The 11,060-nt window shown below is 70.2% G+C and carries 12 protein-coding genes; 4 read left to right on the top strand and 8 right to left on the bottom strand.

Features of this window, described 5'->3' with window-relative positions:
• Window position 1: 1 nt before the first annotated feature.
• A complete protein-coding gene (locus ACODSC_RS02750; protein WP_488811603.1) occupies window positions 2–403 on the bottom strand; it encodes an MAPEG family protein in 402 nt (133 codons plus the stop codon).
• 5 nt (window positions 404–408) lie between these two features.
• Window positions 409–1,866, bottom strand: a complete 1,458-nt coding sequence (guaB, locus tag ACODSC_RS02745) for an IMP dehydrogenase (RefSeq protein WP_488811601.1) — start codon at window positions 1,864–1,866, stop codon at window positions 409–411.
• Window positions 1,867–1,993: 127 nt separating this feature from the next.
• On the opposite strand from guaB, the gene ACODSC_RS02740 reads away from it, so the two are divergent.
• Window positions 1,994–2,545 (top strand): DUF2061 domain-containing protein, encoded by a 552-nt coding sequence (locus tag ACODSC_RS02740; RefSeq protein WP_488811599.1) that lies wholly within the window; start codon window positions 1,994–1,996, stop codon window positions 2,543–2,545.
• A gap of 4 nt (window positions 2,546–2,549) precedes the next feature.
• Here ACODSC_RS02740 and ACODSC_RS02735 read toward each other — a convergent pair whose 3' ends face one another.
• Window positions 2,550–3,260, bottom strand: a complete 711-nt coding sequence (locus ACODSC_RS02735) for an RlmE family RNA methyltransferase (RefSeq protein WP_488811597.1) — start codon at window positions 3,258–3,260, stop codon at window positions 2,550–2,552.
• 73 nt (window positions 3,261–3,333) lie between these two features.
• Between ACODSC_RS02735 and ACODSC_RS02730 the strand changes: the two genes are divergently transcribed.
• From ACODSC_RS02730 to ACODSC_RS02720, 3 genes are all read left to right on the top strand, one after another.
• Window positions 3,334–3,795, top strand: a complete 462-nt coding sequence (locus ACODSC_RS02730; protein ID WP_488811595.1) for a peptidylprolyl isomerase — start codon at window positions 3,334–3,336, stop codon at window positions 3,793–3,795.
• Window positions 3,796–3,862: 67 nt separating this feature from the next.
• A complete protein-coding gene (locus tag ACODSC_RS02725) occupies window positions 3,863–4,963 on the top strand; it encodes a glycosyltransferase family 4 protein (RefSeq protein ID WP_488811593.1) in 1,101 nt (366 codons plus the stop codon).
• On the top strand, window positions 4,956–6,017 hold the full coding sequence (locus ACODSC_RS02720; RefSeq protein WP_488811591.1) for a glycosyltransferase family 4 protein: 1,062 nt from the start codon (window positions 4,956–4,958) through the stop codon (window positions 6,015–6,017). Before ACODSC_RS02725 ends, ACODSC_RS02720 begins: the two co-directional genes overlap by 8 nt.
• Here ACODSC_RS02720 and ACODSC_RS02715 read toward each other — a convergent pair.
• The 5 genes from ACODSC_RS02715 to ACODSC_RS02695 all read right to left on the bottom strand — a co-directional run bounded on the left by ACODSC_RS02715 (window position 5,957) and on the right by ACODSC_RS02695 (window position 11,048).
• Window positions 5,957–7,189, bottom strand: coding sequence for a glycosyltransferase (locus ACODSC_RS02715; protein WP_488811589.1), 1,233 nt, complete (start codon window positions 7,187–7,189; stop codon window positions 5,957–5,959). The genes ACODSC_RS02720 and ACODSC_RS02715 overlap by 61 nt on opposite strands.
• On the bottom strand, window positions 7,165–8,331 hold the full coding sequence (locus ACODSC_RS02710; RefSeq protein ID WP_488811587.1) for an O-antigen ligase family protein: 1,167 nt from the start codon (window positions 8,329–8,331) through the stop codon (window positions 7,165–7,167). The genes ACODSC_RS02715 and ACODSC_RS02710 overlap by 25 nt, the downstream gene beginning before the upstream one ends.
• A 47-nt stretch (window positions 8,332–8,378) precedes the next feature.
• Entirely contained in the window at window positions 8,379–9,290 is a 912-nt protein-coding gene (locus ACODSC_RS02705) for a glycosyltransferase family 2 protein (RefSeq protein ID WP_488811585.1), read from the bottom strand.
• Window positions 9,287–10,558 carry an oligosaccharide flippase family protein gene (locus ACODSC_RS02700; protein ID WP_488811583.1) on the bottom strand — a complete coding sequence of 424 codons (1,272 nt, stop codon included), beginning with the start codon at window positions 10,556–10,558 and terminating at the stop codon, window positions 9,287–9,289. The genes ACODSC_RS02705 and ACODSC_RS02700 overlap by 4 nt, the downstream gene beginning before the upstream one ends.
• Before the next feature lie 76 nt (window positions 10,559–10,634).
• Window positions 10,635–11,048, bottom strand: coding sequence for a DUF2177 family protein (locus ACODSC_RS02695; RefSeq protein ID WP_488811581.1), 414 nt, complete (start codon window positions 11,046–11,048; stop codon window positions 10,635–10,637).
• Between the last annotated feature and the right edge of the window lie 12 nt (window positions 11,049–11,060).

Raw genomic sequence — 11,060 nt, 5'->3', positions numbered from 1 at the left:
CTCAGGCTTTCAGGAAAAACAGGGACGCCAGGACCATGACCAGTCCCGCAAGCGAGACCACCCAGACCAGCGACCGGACATAGGGAACGCCAAAGGCGTAAAGGGGCACATAGACGACGCGCGCCCAGAAATAGAGCGCCGTCCCCCACAGGGTCAGCGGACCGGCCGCGCCGATCACATGGGCGATCAGCACGGCGCCGATGAACAGCGGCAGGGTCTCGAACAGGTTGGCCTGGGCGCGCTCAAGACGGCCGGTCAGCGGCTTTCTCGCCGCCGGCGTCTCGTCGCGCGGACCCGCATTCCACTTCGAACCGAACTCGACCGTCCGCGCCCCGGCCGGCAGGAAGATCTGCACCAGCGCCAGGATCAGCGTCAGCGCCAGATAGGTCAGTTCGGTCGTCATGGCCTTTATCCCTGTCTGTAGTTCGGCGCCTCGCGCGTGATCATCACGTCGTGGACGTGGCTCTCCCGCAGGCCTGCGCCGGTGATGCGAACGAACCGCGCGCGCTCCTGGAAGTCGGCGATCGTGCCGGCGCCAACATAGCCCATGGAGGCGCGAAGCCCCCCGACCATCTGGTGCAGGACGGGGCTGATCGGCCCCTTGTACGGCGTCTGGCCCTCGATGCCCTCGGGCACCAGCTTCTCGGACGAGACTTCCTTCTGGAAATAGCGATCCGCCGATCCGCGCGCCATGGCGCCGACCGACCCCATGCCGCGATACGACTTGTAGCTGCGCCCCTGGTACAGGAAGACCTCGCCGGGGCTTTCGTCGGTGCCCGCGAACATCGAGCCCATCATGGCCACATTGGCGCCGGCCGCGATGGCCTTGGCCAGGTCGCCCGAATATTTGATCCCGCCGTCGGCGATGACCGAGGCGCCCGTGCCCTTGGCGGCCCGCGCCGAGTCCATCACCGCCGTCAGTTGCGGCACGCCCACGCCGGCCACGATGCGGGTGGTGCAGATGCTGCCCGGACCGATGCCGACCTTCACTGCATCGGCGCCCGCGTCGATCAGGGCCCGCGTCGCGTCATAGGTGGCGACGTTGCCGGCGATGATCTGCAGCCGGTTGTTCTCGCGCTTGATGCGCTCGACCACCTGGGCGACCGAGGCCGAATGGCCGTGGGCGGTGTCGATCACCACCACGTCGCAACCTGCTTCGGCCAGCGCCATCGCCCGCTCGTAACCGGCGTCGCCGACCGTCGAGGCTGCGCCCACCAGCAGGCGACCCTGCTCGTCCTTGGCCGCGTGGGGGAAGGCCTGGGCCTTCTCGATGTCCTTCATGGTGATCAGGCCGACGGCCCGATAATCCTCATCCACCACGATGACCCGTTCGATCTTGCGGGTCTTCAGCAGGTCGCGCGCCTCTTCACGGCTGGCGCCTTCGCGCACCGTGATCAGATCGCCCGTGGTCATCAGCGAGGCGGCCGTGACGTTCAGGTCGCTCTCGAACCGCATGTCGCGGTGGGTCAGCATGCCGACCAGCTTGCCGGTCGCCGGATCGACGACGGGGAAGCCGGTGATCTTCTTGCGCGCCACGATCTCGCGCACTTCGCCCAGCGTCGTCTGCGGGCCGACCGTCACCGGATTGACCACCATGCCGCTCTCATAGCGTTTGACGGCGCGGACCTCGTCGGCCTGCTCCTCGATGGTCATGTTGCGGTGCAGGATGCCAAGCCCGCCGGATTGGGCCATGGCGATGGCCAGGCGATGTTCCGTCACCGTGTCCATGGCGGACGACAGCAGCGGGATGTTCAGTCTGATGTCGCGTGTCAGCTGGGTCGAGACATCGACCATCGCCGGCATGAACTCGGACGGGCCGGGTTCGAGCAAAACATCGTCGAAGGTCAGTCCTTCGCGTATCTCCATAGGGAGTCTCCGTTTTGCGGGCCGCGTATAACGGGCGGCGGGGGGCCACGGCAAGGGTCTTGCTGGTTATGGGCCCAATAGATTTTATTGCTTTGCAACCCGCAGGGCCGACCACCATTCTTTTCGCATGGTCGGCGTCATCCTCAGCACCGCGCGCAAACTGGCTCTGAAGATCGCCAGCTACGGCGTCATGCACCTTGTCGTAGCCATCCTGGTGGCCTTCGCCATCACCCGCGACTGGCGCATCGCCCTGGCCGTCGGCATGGTCGAGCCGATCTTCCAGACCATCGCCTACACCGTCCACGACCGCGTCTGGCACAAGGTCGAGCGCCGACGCATGGCCTCCAACATCGAAGAGGCGACGGAAGCCTTCACCGCCCGCCTCGACATCATGTCGCCCGAGGAACAGCGCCGCTCCCACGACGCCCACGGGCATCGCGGCCACAGCCACGCCCTGCCCCGCTCCTTCAAACAGGTCGCGCTGAAGACCGTGACCTATGGGGTCATGCACTTCGCCGTCGCCGTCACGGTCGCCTATGCCCTGACCAACGACATCCGCACGGCCCTCGCCATCGGCATGATCGAGCCGCTGGTTCAGACCGTCTTCTTCACCCTGCACGACCGCATCTGGGCCAGGATCGAAGATCGCCGGGCGCGCGAGAGCACGGCGACCGCCTGACGCCTCATCGCTTGTTCAGCGCCACCAGGAAGACTTCGGCGCTGTCCTTGCGGCTGGATTCCGGCTTGACGTATTTCACCGTCTCGAACTCCTCTCGCAACCGCGCCAGAACTCCGCCGGCGTCCCCGCCCTGGAAGTTCTTGGAGACGAAGTTGCCGCCCGGCCGCAGGGTGCGGATGGCGAAGTCGGCGGCGATCTCGATCAGGGCGATGATCTTCAGGTGGTCGGTCTGGCGGTGGCCGACCGTATTGTGCGCCATGTCCGACAGCACCAGATCCGGCGCGCCCCCGATGGCGTCGATCAACTGCTGGTCCACGCCCGGATGGGTGAAGTCGGCCTGAAACAGGGTCGAACCGGGGATCGGCTCGATCATCAGCAGGTCCACGCCCGCCACCGCGCCCGCCCCGCGATTGACCGCCACCTGGATCCAGCCGCCCGGCGCGGCGCCCAGGTCGATGACCTTCGAGCCCCGCTTGATCAGGTGAAACCGATCGTCGATCTCGATCAGCTTGAAGGCCGCACGCGAGCGCCAGCCCTCGGCCCGCGCCTTCTCGGACCATTTGTCGGACAGCTGGCGCTTGATCCACTGCTGGCTCGACATGGACTTGGTGTCGGCCGTCTTCATCTTGGTGCCCATGCCGCGTCCGGCGGCGGTGCCGCCCGTGGGCGGCCTCACCATTCGACGGCGTTCTTGGGGCTTTTCGTCTTCACTCATCGTTCCCACATAGCCCCGACCGGCGTTGCGGGCTATGTCCCGCCTCAAATCAACCCTCAAGAGGACGACCGAAATGGCCGAAACCCTGACCTTCACCCTGGACACCGGCGACGGCGAAGCCCGCGACGTGGTCATCAAACTGCGCTCGGACCTGGCCCCCGGCCACGTCGAACGCATCACCGAACTGGCCTCGGAAGGCTTCTATGACGGCGTGGTCTTCCACCGCGTGATCCCGGGCTTCATGGCCCAGGGCGGCGATCCGACCGGCACCGGCACCTCGGGCTCCAAGAAGCCGAACCTGAAGCAGGAGTTCTCGGCCGAGCCGCACGTGCGCGGCGTCTGCTCCATGGCCCGCACCTCGGATCCCAACAGCGCCAACTCGCAGTTCTTCATCTGCCTGGACGACGCCACCTTCCTGGACCGCCAGTACACGGTCTGGGGCGAGGTCGAATCCGGCATGGAACACGTCGACGCCCTGCCCAAGGGCGAGCCGCCGCGCGCGCCCGGCAAGATCGTCAAGGCGACGGTCGCCTAAGATACAATCTTGACGTTCTCCGACGATCTCCTTCAGTTGCAAGACTGAACAATCGTCGGGGGACGGCTTGCGCATACTTCTGGTCATCGAGCCGTCCGGCGGCGGTTCGGGACGCCACGTGGCGGACCTCGCCCAGGCCCTGATCCAGGCCGGGCACGAGGTCTCGCTGATCTATTCCCCGCTCCGCGCCGGCAGCGGGTTCCAGGCCGCCGTCGCCGCCCTCCCCCTCAAAGCCCTGGAACGCCTGCCGATGCGCCGCAGCGTCGGCCCGTGGGACACCGGCGCCCTGTCGGCGCTGAACCGCCTGATCGCGCGCCTGGGCCCCTTCGAAGTCATCCACGGACACAGCGCCAAGGCCGGCGCCCTGGTTCGCCTCGCCAAGGCCCCCGGCGCAGCCCGCCTCTATACGCCCCACGCCCTGCCGATGATGGGACCGCTTCGCCCCGCGACGATGCTCGCCGGCGCCGTCGAGTGGCTTCTGGCCTGGACGACCCACAACGCCATCATCGCCGTCTCCGAGGAAGAGGCCGCATGCGCACGTCGCTGGGGCCTGCCCGACAGCCGCCTTCATGTCGTCCCGAACGGACTCGCCGCCTGGCCGTCCTCGGACCGTCAGGCGGCGCGGCAGGCGCTCGGCCTGCCGGATGACGCGCGGATCGTCGGCTTCGTCGGCCGCCTCTGCGCTCAAAAGGACCCGGTCCGCTTCGCCCGCGCCGTGCGGCTGGCGCAGGTGAAGGACCCGCGCGTCGTCGGCGTGATGGTCGGCGACGGCGATCTGGCTCCGGCCGTGCGAACCGCCGGCGGCGACGCCGTCCGCCTCATGGGCGCGCGCGAGGCCGGGGCGCTGATGGCGGGCTTCGACCTGTTCGCCATGACCAGCCGTTACGAAGCCGGGCCCTACGCGATGATCGAGGCCGCCGCCCTGGGCCTGCCCATCGTCACCACCGACGTCGGCGGCGTGGCGGCTCTGACCCAAGCGGGCGCACGCATCGACCGTTTGCCGGTGGACGCAACGCCCGAACGCCTGGCCGAGGCCATGCTCGCCGCCCTGAACCGCCCGGCGGTCTCATCCCCCATCACTAACCACAGCCTGTCCGCGGCTCGCATGGCCGCGCAGACCTTGCGCGTTTACCGCCACGCCTTCGTCCTGCGGAGGCTGGGTGGCTGAGACCGTTTTCATCAACGGCCGTTTCCTGACCCAGCCGCTCAGCGGGGTGCAGCGCTACGCCCGCGAAATCGTCCGCGCTTTGGACCGACGGCCCGGCGCCGCCGAACGCTATGTCCTGCTGACCCCCGTAAACGCGACCGATCCGGGCCTGACCAACATCCCCGTTCAGATCGTGCGCGGCGGCCGCGGCCACCTCTGGGAGCAGACCGCCCTGGCCTGGGCGGCGCGGCACGGCCGCCTGCTGTCGCTGGGCGGCTCCGGCCCTGTCCTGCATCCCCGACAGGTCGTCGTCATCCACGACGCCGCCGTCTTCCGTCATCCCCAACATTTCCGCCCCGGCTACGCCCGCTTCCACCGCGCCCTGAACCGCCGGCTGGCCGCGCGCGCCGTCCTGGCCACCGTGTCCGACTTCTCCCGCCGCGAACTGTCGACCGTGCTGAACCTGTCCCCCGCCGACATCGCCGTGTCCCCCAATGGCGCGGACCACCTCAGATCCCTCGTCCCCGACCCGAACGTGATCGAGACGCTCGCCCTCTCAGGCCGCCCCTACTTCGTCGCCCTGGGCAATCTCGCGCCCAACAAGAACATCGCCGTCATGATCCGCGCCCTGGCGCGCCTGCCGGACCCGAACCTCCGCCTCGTCCTGATCGGCGAGCGCCCCAGGACCATCTTCGCCGCATCGACAGCCCCCGCCGACCCCCGCCTGATCTTCGCCGGTCGCCGCTCGGACGCCGAGGTCGCAGCCCTGCTGCGCGGCGCCCAGAGCCTGCTGTTCGCCAGCCTCTACGAAGGCTTCGGCATCCCCCCGTTGGAGGCCTTCGCCCAGGGTTGCCCGGTGATCGCCTCCGACATTGCGGCCACGCGGGAAGTCTGCACCGACGCCGCCCTCTATTTCGACCCCGCCGACGACGCGGCCCTCGCCGCCCACATGGCGCGCCTAATGACCGAGCCCGACCCCGCCCGCCGCAAAGCGGGCCTGCAGCGCGCAAATCTCTACGCCTGGTCCCGGTCCGCCGAAATCCTGGAAGACCGGCTGCTCAACACCTGGCGATAGATCGCCCCATGCGCCTCCACGACCGACTCCTCGGTCCAGACCGGCCGCCCGCCCGCGCCGGACCGCCAGCGCTCCGGCGCCGCCATCACCCGCCGCATCGCCTGCGTCAGCTCCCCGACATCGCCCGGCTCGACCAGAGCCAGCCGGTCCGCCCCGTGCGCCGCCTCGGGCAGCCCCCCGATGCGTGAGGCGATGACGCCCCGCCCGTGCTGCACCGCCTCGACCACCACCCGCCCGAACGGTTCTGCCCACACCGCCGGCGCCACGACCACATCGACCGCCCCATAGAAGTCCGCCGCCTCCGCCTGCCCCAGCCAGACGATGCGCGGATCGGGATAGTCGCGCCTCAGCCGCGCCACATAGCCAGCCTCCCCCCGACCCGCGATCCGCAGCCGCCAGTCTCCCTCCAGCCCCGTCGTCGCCCGCAACAGGACCTCGATCCCCTTCTCCGGCTCCACCCGCCCCATGAAGCCGAACACCACCGTCGGCGCGTCCGCCCACGACGGCCGACGAACCGCCACCCCCTCCCCCGCCGCATTGCCGATCACCGAGGCGGGCGTCCCTCGAAAATACCCGGCGTCCACATGCCCCTCCAGCACGGGCCGGCTCAGCGCGATCACATGGTCCACCGCCTGCGAGCGCGCGCGTTTGCCCGCCGTCAGCAGCACGCACGACCCGCACCGCGCCTCGCACCGCCGCCCGCGCCGGAACATCGACGCCCGCGCGCACAGCATCGACCAATCCCGCAATGTTTGCACCAGCGGCAGCCCCCGCCGCGCCGCCGCCCTATAGACCGACGGCGAAAACCCCGTCGTCAGGTGCAGATGGATCAGATCCGGCCGCGCCCGCTCCACCGCCCGATCGACCGCCCGATCCATCAGCGGACTTGCCGCCTCCACCCCATGCCACAGCGCCCGCTGAACCCCCGGCCTGCGCGCCCCGCCATAGGGCCAATAGAGGTTCCTCAACGGCAGCCGCCGCACGGCCACCCCACCCACCGTCTCGTCCGCCGCCTCGCGCCCCGCATGCAAGGTCAGCACCGAAACCGTCGTCCCCGCGCGCGCCAGCCCCTGCGCCAACTGCGCCACGCTGCGTTCGGCGCCCCCGACCTCGGCGGGCGGATACAGGGTGTTGACGATCAGCACCCTCACGGCGTCAGCCGCCTTCGCCACGCCAGCGCCGCCACCAGACAGGCCAGGAACACCAACCCCGCCCCCTGCGTCAGGTCCTCGCTGAACATCGCCGCCAGCACATAGACCGGCAGCGGCGTCAGGGCGTCCATCCGCGCCGCCGACCAAAGGTGCAGCCCCAGAAGGACCAGCGCCGCCAGAACCCCGACCGTCCGCGCCGTGAACAGATAGCCGTTGTGGCTGACCGACGCCGCGCGATAGGCGCCCATCTCCTGCGCCGTCGTCCAGCCCGCCCCCAGCGGCCGCGCCGCCGCCTGATCGACCGCCCGCCGCCACGTCTCCATCCGCCCCGCCAGATTGTCCGCCAGCGTCGCCCGATCAAAGCGGCCGGCAAACCGCCCGCCGTCCATCTCGATCCGTCCGCTCTGCACCGCGACCAGTCCGCCCGCCAGCAGACAGACCGCCAGCATCACGCCCAAGGGGTTCGCCCGCTCGCCCCAGCGCCGCCCGACCACGACCCGCGCCAGACCCGCCAGCACCGCCGCCGCCATCCCGCCGCGCGACAGGGTGCTCACAAACCCCAGGATCGTCACGCCGAACCCCGCCGTCGCCGCCGCCCGGCCCCTCGCCAGGATCAAGGCGGCGGGAACCGCCAGGCCGATCATCGCCATGGCCGCATTCGGATGCTCCGCCAGGGTCGTCATCCGCACATGCGCCGCCGCCGTGGTCACGACCGCGCGCGGAGACGCCAGTCCTACCGCCTGCAAGGCCTCGCGCCCCACCAGCACCGCCAGCCCATAGGTCGCCAGATGAAAGACCGCCCCGATCAGGATCGCCGCAAAGAACAGCCTTCGTCGCCCCGCGTCCCTCAGGATCACGCTCGCCGCCGCCGGCGCGACCAGCACCGCCGCGATCCACCGAAACCAGAAAACGGCGTCCGCCGTATTCAGCCCCGGCCCGACCGCCGACGCCTGCACCAGCAGCGTCACGACCAAAACCAGCGCCGCCGCCGGCCCCGCCGCCCTCAAGGCCGGCGTCATCCGCCGCCATTCGACCCCCGCCATCGGCAGGGCGACCGCCAGCGCCAGATCCCCCAGCCGTGGCCCGCTGACCTGTCCCGGCGTCAGGAACACCGGCAGCGTCACGCCCAGCCCCAGCAGCGTCAGCGCCGTCCGCTCATACATTGCGCGAACGCTCGACCACCGCAGGCCGGACCGCCGCCGCCCCGTCGCTAGGGCGCGCAATGCTCGACCTCGGGATCGAACCGGGCGCCGTCCGCCACCCCGGCGACCAGCACGCCCGCCTTGCGCCACCGCCCCTGCACGGCCAGCCGCCCGGCCAGACGCAGGCGAGACGCGGCGTAGCGCAGCGCCGACCCCGCCCCTTCGTGGCGCCGCTTGGCCAGGATGACGTTGCGCGTCAGACAGCGGTGCAGCTGCTCGCGCGCCGCATCGGCCTCGGTCTCGATCGACAGCCGCCCCGGCGCCGCGCGCACATGGACGACCCGGCTGGCGGCCACCAGATGCCCCGGTCCCTCGCGCGACAGCCGCAACGTATATTCCGTATCGTCGCCCCAGATGAACATGGGCGCCAGCGGCAGGCCGTGCCGCGCCACCGCCGCCCGGCTGACCAGAACCGACACGAAGGTCGCCTGTCGCACCGGGATCAGCCCCCGCTCCAGCCGCTCGCCCCAGACCGCATAGCCCAGGGCGTTCTCGCCCCGGTCGATCTCCGGCGTATTGGTCAGCAACCCCTCGGGCGACCGCACGCTGGAACACAGGAAGGCCGGGCTCGCGCCTTCGGCCTCCAGCGTCGCTTCGGCCTGCAACAGGGCCTCCAGCGCATCGGGCGCGGCCAGGACGTCGTCATCCATCAGCCACAGCCGGTCCGCGCCCGCCTGCATCGCCGCGCGTATCCCGGCGTTGAACCCGCCCGCCCCGCCGGTGTTGACCGGCATCCGCACCACCAGCGCCTTTCCGGCCCAGGCGTCGGCCAGCATCTCGGCGGTGCCGTCGTCGCTGGCGTTGTCGACCACCACCACCCCGTCGCAATGACGGGTCTGGGCGATCAGATGCGCCAGGCACCGCTCCAGCAGTTCGCGCCGGTTCCACGTCACCACCACGGCCCAGACCGACAGGCTCATGCCGCCACCCGCGCGATCCGCCGCGGGAACAGCGACGCCCAATGCGGCCTCAGCCACACCAGACAGGCCGCCGCCACCGCCGCCTCGCCGACGATCCGCGCCCACGCCATGCCGTTCGCGCCAAACGACGGTGCCAGCAGAACCGCCGGCCCCAGCGTCGCCACGCAACCCAGCCCCACCGTCAGGGCGAAACCCCGATCCATCCTGAGCGGCGTCATCACCTGCAGCCCCAGCACCTGACTGACCGCCACCAGAGGCAGCATCCAGGCCAGCAGACGCAGCACACCGACCGCGCCGCCAAACCCGTCTCCAAACAGCACCGGCACAAGGATCGGCGCCGCCACGGCCAGACCGCCCGCTATCGCCACGAAGGCGGCCAGCGAAAGCCCCAGCGTCCACCGCGCCGTCCGAAACGCCGCCTCAGCATCCTCGACCAGCAGGCCCGCGATACGCGGCGCGATCAGCCCCGCCATCGGCCGCATCAGCGACCCCGCCGCCGCCACGATCCGGTCGGCAACGCCATAGATCGCCGCCTGCACGGGTCCGGCCAGGGCCGCGACGACCAGCACCGCCGCGCCCGTATAGGCCACGACTGCCGCCCGGCTGAGGAACAGCGGCGCCCCCTCGACCAGCGCCCGTCTCACGAACCCCCGCCCCGGCGCCGTCACCTTCTGGCGACGCAGCAGCATCACGGCCCCCACGACCACCCCGGCCCAGACGCCCGCCGCCTGCACCGCCAGCACGCCGCCAACATCCAGCGCGGGCCAGGCCAGCACCACCGCTGTCGCGGCCAGGGCCAGCCCGACCTCCGCCATCGCCAGCGGCGCCGGATCGCGCACCCCCTGAAAGAACCACAGCAGGCCCGCGCCCTGCCCGACACCCAGCAGGATCGCCATCGTCACGGCGAACCTCGCGCCCTCCAGCACCGGATGGATCGCCGCCAACCCCACGCCCAAGGCGACGGCTGGCAGGACCAGCACGGCGCGCAGGGCCAGCGCCTGACCCACGATCACGTCGCGCGCCTCGACCGCGCCTGCGATGTCGCGCGGCCCCGACAGGGTCAGGCCATAATCCACAACCACCGACACGATCAGCGCCAGGGCGACCGCCGCGGCATAGACGCCGAAACCTTCAGGCCCCAGTCTGCGCGTCAGGACCGGATAGAGCAGCAGCGGCGCGACATAGCGGGCGACATGCGCCCCATACAGCAGTCCCGCATCGGCTGCGCCTCGCGCCGACAGCACGCCATGCCCGCCGTTCCCCACCATCGCCCCCGATCAACCTGGAGGCGAGCATAGACACGCTGAAGCTCCCGACCGCAAGGGCGCGGCCGGACGGTGGGTGTCAGCCGAACTGGCCCTCGGCCCAGCGCGCGGCGAAATATCCGCCGGTCGCGGACACGCAGGTCAGGACCGTGCCCCACATCAGATCGATCACCGTCAGCTTGGTCTGCCACACCGCCAGCGTCGCCTGATTTGTCAGGTCATAGGTGGCGTAGGCCACGAACCCCAGCACGGCGCCGTTCAACGCCGCCCGCATCCAGCTTTCGTCTCTCAAGGCCGGGGCGATGGCCAGAAACACGGTCCCCGCGATGGAGATCAGATAGAACAGGACCGCCGCCTTCATGTCCGGCTTGTCCGCCATGATCGGCCCGATCACCGGCTTGTACAGGCGGTTGGTCATGGTCGTCAGCCAGACGAAGTCGATAGCGGCGAACGTCAGGCCCGCCCCGAGGTATGCCGCGACATATTTGATCATGCTCGTATCCTC

Source organism: Brevundimonas sp. FG128 (assembly GCF_057809775.1).
This window is presented reverse-complemented; position numbering and strand designations above follow the sequence as displayed.

Excerpts from the sequence above, each read along its gene's own strand:
- ACODSC_RS02750 (WP_488811603.1), bottom strand. The coding sequence starts at position 403 with ATGACGACCGAACTGACCTATCTGGCGCTGACGCTGATCCTGGCGCTG.
- guaB (WP_488811601.1), bottom strand. The coding sequence starts at position 1,866 with ATGGAGATACGCGAAGGACTGACCTTCGACGATGTTTTGCTCGAACCC.
- ACODSC_RS02740 (WP_488811599.1), top strand. The coding sequence starts at position 1,994 with ATGGTCGGCGTCATCCTCAGCACCGCGCGCAAACTGGCTCTGAAGATC.
- ACODSC_RS02735 (WP_488811597.1), bottom strand. The coding sequence starts at position 3,260 with ATGAGTGAAGACGAAAAGCCCCAAGAACGCCGTCGAATGGTGAGGCCG.
- ACODSC_RS02730 (WP_488811595.1), top strand. The coding sequence starts at position 3,334 with ATGGCCGAAACCCTGACCTTCACCCTGGACACCGGCGACGGCGAAGCC.
- ACODSC_RS02710 (WP_488811587.1), bottom strand. The coding sequence starts at position 8,331 with ATGTATGAGCGGACGGCGCTGACGCTGCTGGGGCTGGGCGTGACGCTG.
- ACODSC_RS02705 (WP_488811585.1), bottom strand. The coding sequence starts at position 9,290 with ATGAGCCTGTCGGTCTGGGCCGTGGTGGTGACGTGGAACCGGCGCGAA.
- ACODSC_RS02700 (WP_488811583.1), bottom strand. The coding sequence starts at position 10,558 with ATGGTGGGGAACGGCGGGCATGGCGTGCTGTCGGCGCGAGGCGCAGCC.
- ACODSC_RS02695 (WP_488811581.1), bottom strand. The coding sequence starts at position 11,048 with ATGATCAAATATGTCGCGGCATACCTCGGGGCGGGCCTGACGTTCGCC.